Here is a 17,485-nt window from a genome sequence, read left to right as displayed (position 1 = left end):
TCTCCTGTCACCGCCCCGCTAGCGGGGGCGGGCCGCTTGCAGCTCGGCGCGTACGGCCGGCGTCAGCACCTGGCCCGCCCGCTCGACCAGCAGGGTCATCTGGTATGCCACCAGGCCCATGTCACAGTCGGGAGCCGCCAGGACCGCCAAACAGGACCCATCACTGATGGACATGATCATCAAGAGCCCGCGCTGCATCTCGATTACGGTCTGGGTCACCATACCGCCCTCGAAGACCCGCGCGGCGCCCTGGGTCAGGCTGATCACGCCGGAGGCCACCGCGGCGAGCTGGTCGGCCCGGTCCTTGGGAAAACCCTCGGAGAAGGCCAGCGGCAAACCGTCGGACGACACCACGACCGTGTGGGCGACGCCCGGCACGTTGTTCACGAAGTCCGTGATCAACCAGCTGATGCCGCGCGCTCCCTGGCTCATTTCTCTCATTTGTCCTCCTCATTCTCTTCGCCCCGGGTGAACGCTCGGCCCTGGCGGACGCCCTGCTGGAAGCTGGAGAGCCGGCTGCGCAGCCGCTCGGGTGAGATCTGCGGTGCCGGTGACGAAGCCTGGGGCTCGGCGAGGCTGGCCGTACCGGGCACCAGGTTGGCCTTGGGCACGCGACGGGGCAGGCCCGAGGACGTCATGCCGCCCTGCGCGGGCTGCGCGGCGGCCTGCGCGGCCTGGAAGCCGGAGTCCGCCGGCGAGGACCACGTCGCCCCCGCCCCCGACGCGCCGGGCGTGCGCCGCGGCAGCCCCGACGGGGACTGCGCGGGAGCGGCCGGGGCCGGGTCGGCGGGCACGGCCGGGTGCACGGCCGTGATCTCCGGCTCGGCCTCGTAGGGAGCGGGCTCGCTGGGCTGCTGCAGCACCTCGGGCTCCGGCCGCCGGAACCAGTCGGACCCGACCGACGAGAAGATCGGCAGGAACTCGTCGCCCTGCTCCTCCATGGGCGAGTTGCGCACCACGGGGAGCGGGCCGGTCATGTCCTGCGAGGAGTAGTCGCCGGGCCCGAACCTGTCGTAGTTGGCGTGCCCGTTCTGCTGGAACTGGTCGGCGGGCTTGGGATCATCCGCGAACGGCGAGCGGTACGACTCCCCGAACTGCGGCTGCGGACGGTCCTCGGACTCGAACAGCGACCTGCGCGGCATCGGGTCGGCGAAGGACGACCACCGCGGCTCCTCCTGCGGCTGCTTGGGCGGCTCGGTCGCGAACGACGGCCAGCGCGGCTCCTCCTCCTGCAGGGGCGGCGGCTGCTCCGCGAAGGAAGGCCACCGGTTCTCCGCGAACGACTGGGACTGCGGCGCGGGAGGCGGCGTCTCCTCGGCGAACGACGGCCAGCGCTGCTCCCCGAACGGCTGCTGCGCGGGCGGAGGGGGCTCCTCGGAGAAGGACGGCCAGCGCGGCTGGTCACCGTTCTGCGAGCTCTGCGGCTGCTCGGAGAAGGGCGACTGCCGCTCCCCGAAAGGCTGCTCGCCGAAGGGCTGGTCCCCGAAGGGCTGCTCACCGAACGGGCGGTCCCCGGCGGGCCGGTCGTTGAACGCGGCAGGCTGCTCGTTGTACGCGGGGGGCTGCTCGTTGTACGGCGCGGGCTGGTCATTGAACGGCGCCTGCTGGTCACCGCCGAAGGGAGCCCAGTTGCCGCTCCCCGGCACCGGCAGCGACCCCGGCCACTGCGTGTCCACCACGTGCTCGGGACCGTCACCGGAGGGATTCGCCCCGTAGGAGCCGGACCCGTTCCGCGACGGCTCGGCGAACATGCTCGGGTCGAAGTCCGTGAACGCCTCGTACTGCCCGCCCTGCTGCGGCACGCCGAGGCCGTTGCTGATCAGCATGTCCGGCATGAACACCAGCGCGCTCAGGCCGCCCGTCTCCCGGGGGCTGAGCTGCACGCGGATGCCGTGGCGCAGGGCCAGGCGGCCGACCACGAACAGGCCCATGCGCCGCGAGACCGACACGTCCACGACGGGCGGGTTCGCCAGGCGCCAGTTGGCCTCGGACAGCTCCTCCTGGTTCATCCCGATGCCCAGGTCGTTGATCGACACGAGCACGCCGCCCTCGGCGGGGGTGCTGGTGACGTGGACCTTGCTCTCGCGGGGGGAGAACGAGATCGCGTTCTCGATCAGCTCGGCGAGCAGGTGGACGGCGTCGGTGACGGCCGGGCCGACGATCAGCGTGCCGGACGGGATCTGGATCTGGACCCGCTCGTAGTTCTCGACCTCGGACAGCGAGGCGCGGGCGATGTCGACCAGCGGCACCGGCTCGCTCCACTTGCGCGCGGCCTCCTGGCCGGCGAGGACCAGGAGGTTCTCGCTGTTGCGGCGCATGCGGGTGGCCAGGTGGTCGAGCCGGAACAGGTTCGCGAGCCGCTGCTCGTCCTCCTCGCCCTGCTCCAGGCCCTCGATGAGCTGCAGCTGCCGCTCGACCAGCGTCTGGCTGCGGCGGGAGAGGTTGACGAACATGGCGTTGACGTTCGCCCGCAGCTTGGCCTCGTCGCCGGCCAGCCGGATCGCCTCGCGGTGGACCTCGTCGAAGGCCTGGGCGACCTCACCGATCTCGTCGCGGGTGTTGATGCCGACCGAAGGCGTCTCGGGCACCTGCGCGCCCTCGCCGGACTCGCGCAGCACGCGGACGGTCTCGGGCAGCCGGGTCGTGGCGACCTGGAGCGCCTCGGCACGCAGCCGGCGCAGCGGGCGGACCAGCGAACCGGCCACGCGGGTGGTGAAGACCAGGACGAGGAGCAGCAGGACCAGGATCACCGCACCGGAGATGATCGCGCTGCGCTGCTCGGTGTCGCTCAGTTCCCGGGTCCTGGCCACGATCCTGGTGGCCAGGCCGTCCTCGACCTTGCGCATGGCGTTGCCGGACAGGGTGGTCGACTCGTACCAGTTGCCGAGGTCGCGGCGCGTGGTGACGTCGAGGTCCCGGATCTCGTTGTACTCGCGCATCTGGGCGAGCGCGCGCTGGCGCATGGCGTCGGCGAGGTCGATCTGCAGGCCCTTGACGCCCTTCTGGTACGCGGCCAGGTCCTTGGCGTCGGCCTCCTGCTCGAAGGCGGCCAGCTCGGCCTGCTGCCTGTTCCAGGAGCCCAGGAAGTCCGACAGGTCGTCGTTGTCCAGCTTCCGCTGGACGAGCGCCACGATGAGGATGATCTGCTGGCGCGAGATCTCCTCCTTGACCCGCTGCAGCGAGCCGAGCGCGGCCACGTCACCCTGGAGGGTGTCGTCGTTGACGCCGTCGCCCAGGTCGGCCTCGATCGCGGAGAAGATGCCGATCATCGTCGTGTACGTGCTGATGGCGGCACGCGGCGGCACGTTCGAGACCATCGACTCGCGGAGGCTGTCGAGACCGTCGAGCCACCGGCGCATGTTCAGGACGCCCTCACGCACACGTGCGGAGTGCGCGGCGTCGATGGAGTTGGCCGCGCTCAGCACCTGCTTCTTGGCCGTGTCCGTCGCCTGCCGCTGCGTCTTGAGCTGGACGAGGCGCTGGCCTCTGCTGCGGTCGGCGACGTACCACGCGGTGAGCGTGCGCTCCTTGCCGAGCTCGTGGTTGAGCGCGCCGATGCGCTGCACCAGCTCGGCGACCTGGGTGAGCCGGCGGTATTCGGCGCTGGTGCCGATGGCGTTGGCCAGCTGCACGCCGGCGAGCAGCACACCCACCACCGTGGGGATGAGGATGAGCGCGACCAGCCTAGAGCGCACACGCCAGTTCCCCAGCCGGAAACGTCCGCCTGTGTACTCCCCTGACCTCGTGTGCCTGGGGTCTTTCGTCCTCACTGAGTCTCGCAACCTCTCGCCGGTACGTGCTCGAAAGAAATCAGACACGCGTGTGGCGCATGGGATTCGTTCCGGCTGGGTAATTGGAACACAACCCGTACCAGATCGGCCAACCGAACATATCCCATCACACGTGCCCAAAGGGTCACTTTGGGCAACATAGCGCCGTACACGTCTTCAGGCGGGCCGGAACGAATCCCGCTCAGCGGGTGCCGCGTGCTTCACCATCAGGTGCCGCGTCACCGAATACTCCTGCACCGCCTCCTGGCTCATGTCCTTGCCAAACCCGCTGCCCTTCACCCCGCCGTGCGGCGCCTCGCTGGCGATGGGCAGGTGGTCGTTCACCCAGGTCACGCCCACATCGAGCCGGTGCGACACGCGCATGGCCCTGGAGACGTCACGCGACCACACCGACGAAGCCAGACCGTACCGCGTGTCGTTGGCCAGTTTGACCGCCTCGTCCTCGCCGTCGAACGGTAGCGCCACGAGTACGGGTCCGAAAAGCTCCCCCTGGACGATCTCGCTGTCCTGGGCCACGTCGGTCACGAGCGTGGGCGGGTAGAAGAAACCGGGGCCCTCGATCGGCGCGCCTCCGTGGAGCACGCGCCCGCCGGCCCTGGAGACGAACCCGTGCACCCGGTCCCGGTGCGCGGCCGAGATCAGCGGGCCGATGTCCGTGGCCGGGTCCCAGGGGTCACCGACGGTAATTTTGGCAAGAGTTGCCCGCAGTGCCTCGATCGCGTCCGCGTACACCTCGCGGGCTACGTAGACGCGGGTGGCGGCCGTGCAGTCCTGCCCCGTGTTGTACGTCGCCCCCATCGCCACCCCGTGGGCCATCTCCGCGAGGTCGGCGTCCTCGAAGACCAGCGCGGGCGCCTTGCCTCCGAGCTCGAGGTGCACCCGCTTGAGCGTGGCCGCGGCCCCGGTCATGACCGACCGGCCGGTCTCGGTGGAGCCGGTGACGCTGACCATGTCCACGCCCGGGTGGGTGACCAGCGCCTGACCGGCCTCGGCGTCCCCGGTGATCGCCTGGACGAGCCCGTCGGGCGCGCCCGCCTTGGCGAACAGCTCGGCCAGCCGCAACGTCGTACGCGGGGTCTGGGGCGCCGGCTTGATCACCACGGCATTGCCCGCGGCCACCGCCGGGCCGACCTTCCAGACGGCCATGACGAACGGGAAGTTCCACGGCGCGATCGACCCCACCACCCCGACGGGACGGCGCAGCAGGACCGAGGTGTAGCCGGGGCTGAAGACACCGGCGCCCGAGCCTTCGAGAGAACGGGCGGCCCCGGCGAAGAAGCGCAGGTTGTCGGCGGCGAACGGCAGCTCGCCGTCCCTGAACACCGCCGCGGGCTTGCCCGTCTCCTCCACCTCGAGCCTGGTCAGCTCCTCGGCGTCGGCCTCCACCAGGTCGGCCACCCGCAGCAGCAGCCGCGCCCGGTCGGCCGGGGTGGTCTGCGACCACTCCTCGAAGGCCGTGCGGGCCCGATCGACGGCCGCCGCCACGCCCTCCACCGGCGTGTCAGGGATTTCGGCGCACGGGAGCCCGGTGGCGGGGTTGATCAGTTCACGCATGGAAAGTCATGTCCTCACTGGCCGAGCTGCTCGATCAGGTCGGCGGCCTTGCGCAGACCGTCGCGACGCCTGATCTCCTCGCCCGCGGCGGCGAGCCGGGCGCGCAGCTCGGTGTCCCCGAGCAGCCGCTCGACCGCCCCCTTCAGTTCGTCGTCGGTGAAGGTGTAGGTGGAGAGCCTGACACCATAGCCCAGCTCGTCGACCCGCTGGGCATTGTCGTACTGGTCCCAGAAGAGCGGCAGCAGGATCATCGGCTTGCCGAAGTGCAGCGCCTCGGTGGTCGTGTTGTTGCCGCCGTGCGTGATGACCAGGTCACACAGTGGGATGATCTTGGTCTGCGGGAGGAACTCCGCGCCCCACATGTTGTCGGCGAGCTTGATCTCCTCGTGCAGCGGGCCCTTGGAGACGATGTACTGGTGCGGCGTGGTGGCCAGCACGTCGATGACCCGCTGCATCAGCTCCACGTCGGAGGAGCCCAGCGAGCCGAGCGAGAAGTAGACCAGCGAGCCCTCCCCGCGCTCGAAGGGCAGCGTGAAGGCGTCATCCGTCTCCCGGACGGACGAGTCGAGCCGGTGCCAGGAGTCGCCGAGCGGGCGGGCGTCGGCGTAGTCGAGGATCTCGGGGTAGACGTAGAGGTTGAGGTCGCCCTCGTGGATGAAGTCGAGGTCGGGCAGCGGCTCGGTGCCCTGCTCGACGCACCACTCGTTGAAGGCGGTCCAGACCTCGCGGTGGGTGCGGTCGTACTCGGCGCGGAAGGCCTCCCACTCCGAGCGGTCGTCGGCCGGCAGGCCCGAGAAGACCGGCGCGATGTTCTCGCCGCGCACCTCCAGCGGGTTGCAGGAGACGATGCGGACGAACTTCTTGCCGGCGGTGAGCAGCGCCGGGAAGGTGATCACGTTGTCCTCGACGATCACGTCGGGGTTGACGCGCTCGATGATCGCCTTGAGCTGCGGCTCGCAGTACTTGACGCCGTCGATCAGCGAGTCCCAGATCGGCTTGGTGACGGTGTCGAGCTGCTCCAGAGTGCTCTTGCGGTACTCGGGGGCGGTCTCGCGGATGAAGTCCTTCCAGAACTGCCCCGGGTCCTGCTCCTCCTCGGCGTCCTCGGCCGGCGGGGCGAGGTCGACGAGGTCCTCCTCGAAGCCGAGCGCTTCGAGCTTGCCCTTCCACGACGCCTCCGCGGCGAAGACGACGCGGTGGCCGCGGCGGCGGAGGATGTCGCCGATGCCGATCGAGTTGTTGGTCGGCCCGTAGGCGCTTTCAGGCATGAACAGGATGGTGAGAGACATCGAGACTCCGGGGAAACTCATCAATTTGAAGAGGAATTCAAGAACTCATCTAGCGTGAAGGTCAAGTAACGGGCACTATGGTCACGGCTAACTGAACAGCAGCCAAACGAGTGAAGGCGGTGGGGGTGGCTCAGCGTAAGAGCCGTAGTGACCGGCGCATCGACTTGATCGAGGCCGCGCGCAGGGCCATCATCCGTCACGGCATCGACGGCGTACAGCTCTCGCACGTCGCCGAGGAGGCCGGTCTGACCTCCGGCGCGGTGCTCTATCACTACCCCGACCTCAGCGAACTGCTGGTCGAGGCGCAGCACGCGGGCATGGAGCGCTTCTACGAGCAGCGCGTGCGGCAGCTCGCCACCCTCACCAATCCGGTCGAGAAGCTGGTCCTCACGATCAAGTCGGGACTGCCCACCGGGTCGCTCGACCCCGATGTCCGCCTGCTCAACGAGCTGGGCGGGGCCGCGGGCCGCAACCGGGTCTACGGCGTGCTGCTCACCTCCCTCTACGATCGCCAGGTCTCGATGTACCAGGCGGTCCTGGACACCGGCGCCGCGCTCGGGGTGTTCAGGCTTAGCGCCGACTCGCTGACGATCGCCCGCAACCTGGTGGCGCTGGAGGACGCCTACGGCTACCGCATCACGGCCAGGCACCCGGTGATCGGCCCGGCCGAGGCGGCCGAGCTGATCCTCTCGTACGCCCGCGCTGCCACGGGCAACGACCTGGCCCACTGAGCTCACCGGTCGACCGCCATGATGACCGCGTCCTCGGCCTTCCAGCGCACCTTGACCTTCGCGCCGGCCTTCACCGTGCTCGCGCCCTGCACGGCGACCAGCACCGGCTTGGCGTGGCCCGGCACCTCCACGGAGATGTGCGACACGCCTCCGTAGAAGCTGACGTCCAGGACGCTGCCCTTGAGGCCGCGGGTGGCGCTCTCGCCGGCCAGCTCGACCTTCTCGGGCCGGATCGCCAGCAGCGCCTTGGCGCCCGCCTCGATCTCTTCGAGCGGGGCGCCGGCCAGCATGCCGAAGTCGTCGGTCTTGATGCCGTCGAGACCGCTGGCGGTGCCGTGGAAGAGGTTGTTGGCGCCGACGAAGTCGGCCACGAACGGCGTGCGGGGCCGCTCGTAGAGCGCGATCGGCTCGTCCACCTGCCGCACCTTGCCGCTGTCGAAGACCGCGATGCGGTCGGCCAGCGACATGGCCTCCTCCTGGTCGTGCGTGACCACCACGAACGTGATGCCCACCTCGTGCTGCAGCCGCTTGAGCTCCAGCTGCATGTCGGCGCGGACCTTCTTGTCCAGGGCCGACAGCGGCTCGTCGAGCAGCAGCAGGCGGGGCCGCTTGACGATGGAACGCGCCAGTGCGACCCGCTGCCGCTGGCCGCCGGAGAGCTGGGCGGGCTTGCGGCCCGCGTGCGCCGACAGCCCGACGGTCTCCAGCACCTCGCCGACGCGCTGCTTCACCTCCTGGCGGGGCAGGCGTTCGCGCTCCAGGCCGTAGGCCACGTTCTTGGCCACGGTCATGTGGGGGAACAGCGCGTACGACTGGAACATGAGGCTGATCGGCCGCCGGTTCGGCTGCTTGGCCAGCAGGTTCTCGCCGTCCAGCGTCACCGTGCCGCGGTCGGGCGTCTCGAACCCGGCGATGATGCGCAGCAACGTGGTCTTGCCGCAGCCCGAAGGGCCGAGCAGGGCGAAGAACTCACCCTGGCCGATCTCCAGCGACACCTCGTCGAGCGCCGTGACCTCCCCGAACCTGCGGGTGATCCCGTCAATCCTGAGCACGTCTCTCCCCGATCTTCGTCATGCGCTGCCCGGCGATCACCGCCGTGAAGCTCACGAGGAGCAGGATCGCGGCCAGCGCGTTGATCTTCGGGGTGACCCCGAAACGGATCATCGAATAGATCACGATCGGCAGCGTCTGGTCGCTGTTGCCGATCGTGAAGAAGGCGATCACGAACTCGTCCAGCGACAGCGTGAACGCCAGCAGCGCGCCGGCGACGATGCCCGGCGCCAGCTGCGGAAGCGTGATCTTCATGAACGTGGTGACCGGCCCCGCGCCCAGATCCCGCGAGGCCTCCTCCAGCGAGGTGTCGGAGTTGGTCAGCCTGGTGCGCACCACCGCGGCCACGAACGCCATCGCGAACAGGCCGTGGGCGAGGATCACCGAGTACAGGCCGAGCGTGAGCTGGATCAGGCCGTAGAACAGCAGCAGGCCGATCGCGAGCACCAGGTCGGGCAGCACCGCCGGCATGAGCGCGATGGCGTCCAGGGTCTTGGACCTGGTGTGCCGGGCCAGCCCGACGGCCAGCAGCGTGCCGAGCACGGTGGCGATCGCGGTGGAGCCGGTGGCCACGATCAGCGTGTTGACCAGGCCGTCCCTGACCCGCTCGTCGTTGATCAGCTCGCCGTACCACTTGAAGCTGAAGCCCTCGTACGTGTACGCCGACTTGCCGGAGTTGAACGACATGACGACGAGCACGACGATCGGCAGGTAGAGGAAGACGTACGTGGCCCAGAACGGGACGTACAGGAGCTTTGACCTACGCACGGCGCGCCACCCTGGCCTGGACGAGGAGCAGCACGATCAGCACGGCGATGAGCGCCAGCGCGAGCGTCGAGCCGAACGGCCAGTCGCGCGCCTTCAGGAACTGGTCGCGGATCAGGTTGCCCACCATGATCGACTTGCTGCCGCCGAGTATCTCGGGGATGACGAAGTTGCCGAAGCTCGGCACGAACACGAACAGGCACCCGGTCATCACCCCCGGGACCGTCAGCGGCAGCGTGACCTTCCTGAACGTGGTGAACGCCGAGGCCCCCAGGTTGGCCGAGGCCTCCCTGAGCTGCGGGTCGAGCCGCTCGATGGCGGAGTAGAGCGGCAGCACCATGAGCGGCAGGTACGAGTAGAGCAGCCCGGTGACGATCGTGCCCTGCTTGTACAGCAGCTCCATGTCCGTGCCCAGCAGCGAGTTGATCACGCCGGGGCCGCTCAGCAGGATGATCCAGGCGTACACGCGGATGATGAAGTTCGTCCAGAACGGCAGCACGATGGCGACCAGCGCCACCGTCTTCCACTTCGGCGGCAGCTGGGCGATCAGGTAGGCCGTCGGATAGCCGATCAGCAGCGCGATCAGCGTCGTCAGGGTCGCGATCTTCAGCGAGGTGACCACCACGCCGAGGTAGAGCGGATCGACCAGGCGCTCGAAGTTCTCGGTGGTGAACTCGTAGACGACGCCGCCGAAGCGGCCGCGCTGGAACACCGTGTTGCTGAGCACCAGCACGAGCGGCACCAGCAGCAGCACGATCAGGTACGTCACACCGGGTGACAGGAAAACGAACGCGCCCAGCCGGCGTCCTCTGGAAGTGGACGCCGACCGGGCCTTGACCTCAGACTTCACTGTTTACTGCTGTGCCGTGATTTCGGTCGACAGGCGCGTGTACTTGGTCGACGCCTGACCCAGGTCGATGATCGACTCACCGTCGAGCAGCTCGGCGGGCTTGATGCCGAGCAGCGAGCCCTTGGGCACCTGCACCCGGTCCATGGCCGCCTTGTTCGGGACCTTGTAGTTGATGTTCTCGGCGGCCCAGCTGTGGATCTCGGGGTCGAGGATGTAGTTGATCAGGGCGTGCGCGGCCTCCTTGTTCTTGGAGGACTTCATGATCACCATGGTGTCCACCCAGAGGTCGCTGCCCTCCTTCGGCACCACGAACTTGATGTTGTTCTTCGGATCCGTGGTCGGGCACCAGCCGTCCCACGCCTCGACCATGACGGCCTCGCCGGACTTCAGCTTGTCGCCGAAGGTGGTGTCGTCGTAGGTGAGCAGGTGGGGCTTCTGCGCGACGAGGAGGTCCTTGACCTTCGCGATCTCGTCGTCCTTGTCGGTGTTGACCGAGTAGCCGAGCGCCTTGAGCGCGGGCAGCGCGAGCCAGCGCTCGGTGGTCATCATGGTGACCTTCTTGTCGGCCCAGGCCGGGGGCTTGAGCAGATCGTTCCAACTCGTCGGCTCGGACTTCACCAGGTCGGAGCGGTAGCAGATGCCGGTCGTGCCCCAGGTGTAGGGCACCGAGTACTTGTTGCCCTTGTCGTAGGAGAGCTGCGTGGCCTCCGGGTAGAGGTTGGCCAGGTTGGGGATCAGCTCGGGGTGGATCGGCTCCAGCAGGCCGGCCGCGTTGAGGGCCTGGGCGTACTGGCCCGACACGAACGCCACGTCGATGCCGCTGTCACCGGGGGCGGTGAGCTTGGTCATCGCGACCTCGTTGGTGTCGTGCAGGGCGACCTTGACGTCCTTGACCTTGAGCTTCGCCTTGACCTTCTCCGGCAGCTCCTTGGGCGTGTAGTCGGCCCACACGGTGATCTGGAGCGACTGCTGCGACAGGTCCGCGTTCGGCTTGAGCTGGTCGGCCGCCGCGGGGGCCGTGCCTTCTGAGCTGGTCGACGACTCACCGCCGCACGCCGCGACGGCGAGCGCGAGGCCGGCCGCCGTGAGGGCAGCCGGGAGACGACGGGTGAACCGGATACGGGGCACGGCCGCTACTCCTTCTGAAATTTGTGCAGTTTGAGGGGTCGCGCGACCTTACCGGACACAGCAGACCAGAGCAGGAGTGTTGCAGGGTAAATCAACATGAGCAAGACTTTTGATGACATTGCTACCAGGAAGTTTGGTCTACGAGTTGAATTGGGATTCAATAGCTGATCGGCTGCTCTCTCTCGGTGAGAGGCCCCTCACGGCCCGAGACCGGGGTGTCAGCGCCGCACTCCTCGCGCTGCTGGAGGGTGAGGTGCCACAGCCGTTCGCGGTGCGGCGCTTCCTCCCGCTGCCAACCCTCTCGTACAGCCTTGGAGATCTCCACACTGGGGCCCCAGGTGAGCGGGATTTCGGCCCGCACGTGGACCAGACGAACTACTCGGTGGTCGTGGACGAGAAGGTGGTCGTCAAGTGGCTCACCCCTCCCGTCCCGCTGCCCCACCCCACCCCAGAGGTCTTCGCTCACCTCGTTGAGGCGGGGTTCAACGACACAGCGCCCCCTTACGCGGCCCTGACCCGTGCGGTGGAGGGGAACGAGCAGCTCCTGGCCCTGGTGACGGGCTATCTTCCGCAGGCCCGCGACGGCTGGGAGTGGTGCGTCGACGACGCCGAGGCCGGCGCCACGGACTTCGCCCCCGTGCTCGGCCGCCTCGCCGCCGACCTGCACCTCGCCCTTGCCACGCTCCCCGTGCCGGCGCCCGGTGCCGCGGGTACGGCGGCCAGGGCGCAGGCCGCGCTCGCGGAGGCCCTCGAGCTCACGGACGGCGAGGACGGCGCGTGGCTGGCGACGCGGACCCCGGCGATCCGGCGCGAGCTGGCCTCCCTCCGGGAGCCGATCACCGGACCCCTCATCAGGATCCACGGCGACCTCCACGTGGGCCAGATCCTCAAATGGCGGAACGGCTACGCGGTGATCGACTTCGACGGCAACCCCACCGTCACCGACGCCGACCCGTGCCAGCCGGCCGCCAGGGACGTGGCCCAGCTCACCACGAGCATCGAGCACGTCGCCCAGGTCGCGATCAAGCGGAGGGACGCCGACCCCGGCGCGGCGGCGGCCTGGGCCGCGAAGGCCCGCGCCGGGCTGCTGGCCGCCTACAAGGCCCGCCTGGCCGAGAAGGACCGGCCGGACCTGCTGGACGAGAGGCTGGTCCGTCCGTTCGAGGTGGAGCAGGAGTGCCGCGAGCTCATCTACGCCGCCCGCCACCTGCCCCGCTGGCGCTACGCCCCCATGGGCGTCCTGCGTACCTGGTACCAAGAGGAGAACATCACGTGAATTCCGAGCTCTACCTGTCCGACCTGGAGGCCAAGCCGGCGGCGCTCAGGGGCCTGGCCGCCGCCCTGAGGGAGGAGAACCCGTTCGCGGCGCTCCCCTCGGGCCTGACCAGGGTGCTCTTCCTGGGCATGGGCAGCTCCCGGTACGCCGCGGGCGTGGCGGCGCTGCGCCTGCGCCGGGCGGGCGTGGACGCGTACGCGGACTACGCCTCGGCGGAGGCCACCTACCCGGCCGCCGCGGACACCCTGGTCGTCCCCATCTCGGCCAGTGGGTCGAGCAGGGAGACCCTCGACGCCGTGGAACGCTACACGGGCGGCCCGTCCTACCTGGCGGCGCTCACCAACGTCCAGGGCTCCCCTCTCGCCGAGCAGGCCGACCTGGTGGTCGACATGCGCGCGGGCGAGGAGCGCGGCGGCGTCGCCTGCCGTACGTTCCAGCACACCCTGGCCCTCCTCCTGGCCCTGGAGGCCCACCTCACCGGGACGGGCCGCGACCTGCCGGAGCTGCTGGAGCGGGCCGCCGAGGCCACGACGGACCTCCTGGACAGGAGGGACGAATGGCTGCCGATGACCATGGAGCTGCTGGACGGCGACCGCGGCGTCTACACCATCGCCCCCGCCGAGCGGCTGTCGTCGGCCGAGCAGTCGGCGCTGATGTTCCGCGAGGGCCCGCGCCGCCCCGCCGACGCGTGCGAGACGGGCGACTGGTCACACGTGGACGTCTACCTCACCAAGACCCTCGACTACCGCGCCCTGCTCTACCCCGGCTCCCGCTACACCGAGCAGGCCATGGACTGGGTGCGCGAACGCGGCTCCACGGTGGTCACCGTGGGCGCGGAGGTCAAGGACGCCAGGGCCGCCGTCAGGTACGCGCACGACGACGACCCGGACGTCGCCCTGCTCACCGAGACGCTGGTGGCCGAGCTGGTCGCCGGGAAGTGGTGGGCCGCCCGATAGGGGTCAGTGGGCCCGCGCGGCGAGCGCGTGCTCGACGAGCGAGATGAGGGTGTTCTTGACCGCCGGCCGCGCCCGCGCGTCGGTGGGGATGATCGGAATGTGCGGGGAGAGCGTGAGCGCCTCCCGCACCTCGCTCTCGCTGTGCGGGAACACCCCGTCCCAGCCGTTGAGCCCGATGACGAACGGGATTCCGGACTCCTCGAAGTAGTCGATGGCCGGGAAGCTGTCGGCCAGCCGCCGCGAGTCCACCAGCACCACGGCCCCGATGGCGCCGCGCACGAGGTCGTCCCACATGAACCAGAACCGGTGCTGCCCCGGCGTGCCGAACAGATAGAGGATCAGATCCTGGTCCAGCGAGAGCCGCCCGAAGTCCATGGCCACGGTGGTGGTGGTCTTGCCCGGCGTGAGCCCGAGGTCGTCGATGCCCTCGGACGCGTCCGTCATCACCGCCTCCGTGGTCAGCGGCATGATCTCGGACACGGAGCCCACGAACGTGGTCTTCCCTACACCGAACCCACCCGCCACGACGATCTTCGTCGAGGTGAGCCGGCTAGAGCCTGCGAAGTCCACTCAATACCCTTTCGAGCAGGCCCCTGTCGGGGAGGCCCGCGTCCAGCTGCGGCTGGTACACCCTGACCAGCCCGTCCGCCTCCATGTCGGCGACCAGCACCCTCGCCACTCCGAGAGGAACGCTCAGCAGCGCGGAGATCTCCGCCACGGAGCGCACCTGCCGGCACAGCTCGCTGATCGCGCGATATTCACGGGTGTACGTCATGCCGAGTCGTGCCGAGGTGGCCGACGATACCAGGGCCTCCATGGCGAGCTCCGTACGAGGAGTCGTCCTGCCACCGGTGACGGCGTACATCCGGACGAGCGAGCTGCGCTCCGGCTCATCGTTGTGCCACGATGCCAACGTCTACTCCCATCACCCTGTCTGTCCGGCCACAGCGGGATCCATCACGGACGCGCCGCCGACAGTTCCGCCCGCACGGCAGGTGTGAGCACCTGCCCGGCGCGCTCGACCAGGATCGTCATCTGGTAGGCCACCAGGCCCATGTCGCAGTCGGGCGCGGCCAGCACCGCCAGGCAGGATCCGTCGCTGATCGACATGACCAGCAGCAGGCCGCGTTGCATCTCAACCAGTGTCTGAGTGACCCCTCCGCCCTCGAACACCCGCGCCGATCCCTGCGTGAGGCTGACGAGCCCGGCCGCGATCGCGGCGAGCTGGTCGGCGCGGTCTTGTGGGAAGCCCTTGGAGTACGCCATCGGCAGCCCGTCGGCGGACACCACCACGGCGTGCGCCACCCCTGGGACCTCGTCGACGAAGCTGCTGACCAGCCAGTTCATGTCCCTGGCTGCCTGGCTGAGCTCCTTCATGAGTCCTCCTCCAGCTCGGCGCGACCCTTGCGCACGCCCTGCTGGTAGCTGGCCAGCCTGTTGCGCAGCCGATCAGGCGACACCGGAGGAGCGGGAGCGGGCGGGGGTTTCGGACTCGCGGTGCCCGGTACCAGGTTCGCTCTCGGGGTCCGCTTCGGCAAGCCGGAGTTGGTCGTGCCGTTCTGCGCCGGTTCCGCGGCCGCGCCTGCCGCATGCCAGCCCTGATCGGCGGGCGAGGACCAGGCCGGGTCGCGATGGTCGGCCGTGGGCGTGGACTTGGTGAACCAGCTGCTCTCCTCGACGGCGGAGTAGATGGGCAGGAACTCCTCGTCCTTGGACGGCGCCGGCGGGGTGGCGAACGAAGGGTAGGAGTCCGCCGGTCCACCCAGGTCAGGTGGCAGTTGCTCGACCGAGTGCGTGTGCGACGACCTGAACCAGGACGACGGCTCCGGCGCCGCGGGCACGATGTCCAGCGAGGGATGCCCCGGGAAGGGGTCGGCGGGCGGCAGGGTCCCGAAGGACGGATGCCCCGGGAAGGGCGCGGCCGGCGTCGGCGGGTGGGCCTGCCTGGGCACCGGGATGCGCGCCGGCACGGGCACCGCGCCCGGCACCGCGCCCGACACCGCCGTGAGCAGCGCGGGCGGGATCAGCACCATGGCGGTCAGCCCGCCGATGTCCTGCATGCGCAGCTGGACCCGGATGCTGTGCCGCAGCGCCAGCCGGCCGACCACGAACAGGCCCATGCGCCGCGACACCGACACGTCCACGACGGGCGGATTCGCCAGCCGCCAGTTGGCCTCGGCCAGCTCCTCGGCGCTCATGCCGATCCCGTGGTCGGTGACCGACAACATCAGCGAGCCGGTGTCGATGCGGCTGCTGGAGATGACGACCTTGGTGTCCCGCGAGGAGAACGAGACCGCGTTCTCGACCAGCTCGGCCAGCAGGTGCACCACGTCGGTGACGGCCTGGCCGGCGATGGCGACGTCCGACTGCACCTGGATGCTGACCCGGTCATAGCTCTCGACCTCGCCGAGCGCGGCCCGCACGATGTCCATCAGCTCGACCGGCTCGCTCCACTTGCGCGCCGCCTCCTGCCCGGCCAGGACCAGGAGGTTCTCGCTGTTGCGGCGCATGCGGGTGGCCAGGTGGTCCAGCTTGAACAGGTCGCCGAGCCGGGTGTCGTCGCGCTCGCCGCGCTCCAGCCGCTCGATCAGCGTGAGCTGCCGCTCGACCAGCGTCTGGCTGCGCCTGGACAGGTTGACGAACATGGCGTTGACGTTCGCCCGCAGCTTGGCCTCGTCGCCCGCCAGCCGTACGGCCTCCCGGTGCACCTCGTCGAACGCGCGGGCGACCTCGCCGACCTCGTCCCTGGAGAAGATCCCGATGGGCGGGACCTCTGCCTGCACGGCGCCGTCGCGGGACTCGCGCAGGTGCTGGACGAAGTCCGGCAGCCTCCTGCCCGCGATCTCCAGTGCCTCGCCGCGCAGGCGGCGCAGCGGCCGCACGAGTGACCTGGCCACCCCGGTGGTGATCAGCAGGACCGCCACGAGCAGGGCGAGCACCGCGCCCGCGGTCAAGAACGCCTGCTGCCGCTCGTCCGCGCTGAGCGCCTCGCTGCGTGCCACGATGCCCTGGGCCTGGCGCTCCTCGACCTCGCGCATGGAGTCGACGACCACGTTGGCCGCGTCGAACCACTCCTTGGCGTCGTCTCGCTTGCTCAGGTCGAGGCCGCGCAGCGGCAGTCCCTTCGTGCTCCTGATCAGCACCAGCTCGCGCAGGAACAGCATGCGGTCGGCGGACCTGCCGTTGACGGTCTCGTCGAAGAAGCGGCGCTCTTCGGCGGTGGCCTCGGTGGAGTACGCCTTGCGCTCGTTCAGCTCCTTGGACTGCTCGCCGAGGAAGCGCTTGAGCTGGTCCTGGTCGAACGCGCCCTCGACGAGCACGGCGGTGACCAGGGCCTGCTGGTAGGAGACGCTCTCCTTCGCCCTGGCCAGGGCGTTCAGCATGCGGGTCTGGCGGAACAGCTCGTCGTCCACGCTGTCCTTGATCAGCTCGTTGTGGACGGAGAGCAGGTCGCCGATCACGGTCGTGTAGAGCTCGACGGCGGGGCCCGGCAGCAGGTTGGCCTCCAGCGCCTGCTTGCGCAGGGCGGTCAGGTCGTCCAGGCGGCTGAGGAGGTTCTCGAGCTGGTCGGCGCTACGGCCGCTGACCTCGGTCAGCAGTTGCCCGGCGGTGCCGCGTACCTGCCTGACGGCCAGGTCGGCCTGGTCCATCTGGGCCTGCACCGTGGAGAGCATCCCCGCCGGCCGGTTGCGCGCGATGTACCAGGCGGTCGTGGCGCGTTCGGCCGCAACCTGGTGGGTGAGCGCGCCCAGCTCCGCGGAGAGCTGGGCGAACTGGTTGGTACGCGCGTAGTCGCCGGCGGCGGACGTCCTGGCGAGCACCTGGATGCCCCCGAGGAGGACGGCGGCGGCCGTCGGGATCAGGATGAGGGCAACAAGGCGCGCGCGGACGCGCCAATTGCTCAGCCGCCAGTTGCCTTTACTGGCCTGCCTCTCACCCAACGCTGTAGTCACCGAACGCACCTCGCCCGAATCGGCGTATTTGAGGGGGCTGTGTCCCGTGGGGAAATCAGCAAGTGCCGGCCAATTAGAACACATCCCACAGCAGTGTGGCCCACCCGAACATAACGCTACAAAAAGCGACTCGTGTGACTCA

The 17,485-nt window shown here is 69.4% G+C and carries 15 protein-coding genes; 3 read left to right on the top strand and 12 right to left on the bottom strand.

Features of this window, described 5'->3' with window-relative positions; genetic code table 11:
• Positions 1–18 precede the first annotated feature (18 nt).
• The 4 genes from ACFKCF_RS20740 to ACFKCF_RS20725 form a co-directional block, all read right to left on the bottom strand.
• Positions 19–432: a roadblock/LC7 domain-containing protein gene (locus tag ACFKCF_RS20740; protein ID WP_201760494.1), complete on the bottom strand. Its 414-nt coding sequence runs from the start codon at positions 430–432 to the stop codon at positions 19–21.
• Between the two features lie 5 nt (positions 433–437).
• The gene (locus tag ACFKCF_RS20735; protein WP_394495787.1) at positions 438–3,695 is read right to left on the bottom strand and encodes a nitrate- and nitrite sensing domain-containing protein; all 3,258 of its coding nucleotides are present in this window, start codon (positions 3,693–3,695) and stop codon (positions 438–440) included.
• Between the two features lie 252 nt (positions 3,696–3,947).
• Entirely contained in the window at positions 3,948–5,345 is a 1,398-nt protein-coding gene (locus ACFKCF_RS20730; protein ID WP_394495785.1) for an aminobutyraldehyde dehydrogenase, read from the bottom strand.
• 14 nt (positions 5,346–5,359) lie between these two features.
• A complete protein-coding gene (locus ACFKCF_RS20725; protein ID WP_394495784.1) occupies positions 5,360–6,613 on the bottom strand; it encodes a nucleotide disphospho-sugar-binding domain-containing protein in 1,254 nt (417 codons plus the stop codon).
• 146 nt (positions 6,614–6,759) lie between these two features.
• Between ACFKCF_RS20725 and ACFKCF_RS20720 the strand changes: the two genes are divergently transcribed.
• A complete protein-coding gene (locus ACFKCF_RS20720; protein WP_394495783.1) occupies positions 6,760–7,365 on the top strand; it encodes a TetR/AcrR family transcriptional regulator in 606 nt (201 codons plus the stop codon).
• Between the two features lie 2 nt (positions 7,366–7,367).
• Here ACFKCF_RS20720 and ACFKCF_RS20715 read toward each other — a convergent pair whose 3' ends face one another.
• The 4 genes from ACFKCF_RS20715 to ACFKCF_RS20700 all read right to left on the bottom strand — a co-directional run bounded on the left by ACFKCF_RS20715 (position 7,368) and on the right by ACFKCF_RS20700 (position 11,158).
• Positions 7,368–8,417, bottom strand: a complete 1,050-nt coding sequence (locus ACFKCF_RS20715; RefSeq protein WP_394495781.1) for an ABC transporter ATP-binding protein — start codon at positions 8,415–8,417, stop codon at positions 7,368–7,370.
• Positions 8,404–9,183 carry an ABC transporter permease gene (locus tag ACFKCF_RS20710; protein ID WP_394495779.1) on the bottom strand — a complete coding sequence of 260 codons (780 nt, stop codon included), beginning with the start codon at positions 9,181–9,183 and terminating at the stop codon, positions 8,404–8,406. The genes ACFKCF_RS20715 and ACFKCF_RS20710 overlap by 14 nt, the downstream gene beginning before the upstream one ends.
• A complete protein-coding gene (locus ACFKCF_RS20705) occupies positions 9,176–9,949 on the bottom strand; it encodes an ABC transporter permease (RefSeq protein ID WP_394495778.1) in 774 nt (257 codons plus the stop codon). The genes ACFKCF_RS20710 and ACFKCF_RS20705 overlap by 8 nt, the downstream gene beginning before the upstream one ends.
• 84 nt (positions 9,950–10,033) lie before the next feature.
• Positions 10,034–11,158, bottom strand: coding sequence for a spermidine/putrescine ABC transporter substrate-binding protein (locus ACFKCF_RS20700; RefSeq protein WP_394495776.1), 1,125 nt, complete (start codon positions 11,156–11,158; stop codon positions 10,034–10,036).
• 361 nt (positions 11,159–11,519) lie between these two features.
• Here ACFKCF_RS20700 and ACFKCF_RS20695 point away from each other — a divergent pair, with 361 nt between their 5' ends.
• Together ACFKCF_RS20695 and ACFKCF_RS20690 are read left to right on the top strand one after the other, a co-directional pair.
• Entirely contained in the window at positions 11,520–12,434 is a 915-nt protein-coding gene (locus ACFKCF_RS20695; RefSeq protein ID WP_394495774.1) for a hypothetical protein, read from the top strand.
• Entirely contained in the window at positions 12,431–13,390 is a 960-nt protein-coding gene (locus ACFKCF_RS20690) for an SIS domain-containing protein (protein WP_394495772.1), read from the top strand. The genes ACFKCF_RS20695 and ACFKCF_RS20690 overlap by 4 nt, the downstream gene beginning before the upstream one ends.
• A 3-nt stretch (positions 13,391–13,393) precedes the next feature.
• Here the strand turns inward: ACFKCF_RS20690 and ACFKCF_RS20685 are convergent, their stop codons facing one another.
• The 4 genes from ACFKCF_RS20685 to ACFKCF_RS20670 all read right to left on the bottom strand — a co-directional run bounded on the left by ACFKCF_RS20685 (position 13,394) and on the right by ACFKCF_RS20670 (position 17,343).
• A complete protein-coding gene (locus tag ACFKCF_RS20685; RefSeq protein WP_394495770.1) occupies positions 13,394–13,960 on the bottom strand; it encodes an ATP/GTP-binding protein in 567 nt (188 codons plus the stop codon).
• The gene (locus ACFKCF_RS20680) at positions 13,941–14,255 is read right to left on the bottom strand and encodes a DUF742 domain-containing protein (protein WP_246556553.1); all 315 of its coding nucleotides are present in this window, start codon (positions 14,253–14,255) and stop codon (positions 13,941–13,943) included. The genes ACFKCF_RS20685 and ACFKCF_RS20680 overlap by 20 nt, the downstream gene beginning before the upstream one ends.
• Positions 14,256–14,347: 92 nt before the next feature.
• Positions 14,348–14,767, bottom strand: coding sequence for a roadblock/LC7 domain-containing protein (locus tag ACFKCF_RS20675; protein ID WP_394495769.1), 420 nt, complete (start codon positions 14,765–14,767; stop codon positions 14,348–14,350).
• The gene (locus tag ACFKCF_RS20670) at positions 14,764–17,343 is read right to left on the bottom strand and encodes a nitrate- and nitrite sensing domain-containing protein (protein ID WP_394495767.1); all 2,580 of its coding nucleotides are present in this window, start codon (positions 17,341–17,343) and stop codon (positions 14,764–14,766) included. The genes ACFKCF_RS20675 and ACFKCF_RS20670 overlap by 4 nt, the downstream gene beginning before the upstream one ends.
• Positions 17,344–17,485: the final 142 nt, after the last annotated feature.

The sequence above is a fragment of the Nonomuraea sp. JJY05 genome, from assembly GCF_043496855.1.
Classification (GTDB): domain Bacteria; phylum Actinomycetota; class Actinomycetes; order Streptosporangiales; family Streptosporangiaceae; genus Nonomuraea.
Note: the sequence above shows the minus strand (reverse complement) of the source record. Positions and strands in the feature narration are given on the sequence as shown.

Excerpts from the sequence above, each read along its gene's own strand:
- ACFKCF_RS20740 (WP_201760494.1), bottom strand. The coding sequence starts at position 432 with ATGAGCCAGGGAGCGCGCGGCATCAGCTGGTTGATCACGGACTTCGTG.
- ACFKCF_RS20730 (WP_394495785.1), bottom strand. The coding sequence starts at position 5,345 with ATGCGTGAACTGATCAACCCCGCCACCGGGCTCCCGTGCGCCGAAATC.
- ACFKCF_RS20725 (WP_394495784.1), bottom strand. The coding sequence starts at position 6,613 with ATGCCTGAAAGCGCCTACGGGCCGACCAACAACTCGATCGGCATCGGC.
- ACFKCF_RS20680 (WP_246556553.1), bottom strand. The coding sequence starts at position 14,255 with ATGTACGCCGTCACCGGTGGCAGGACGACTCCTCGTACGGAGCTCGCC.
- ACFKCF_RS20675 (WP_394495769.1), bottom strand. The coding sequence starts at position 14,767 with ATGAAGGAGCTCAGCCAGGCAGCCAGGGACATGAACTGGCTGGTCAGC.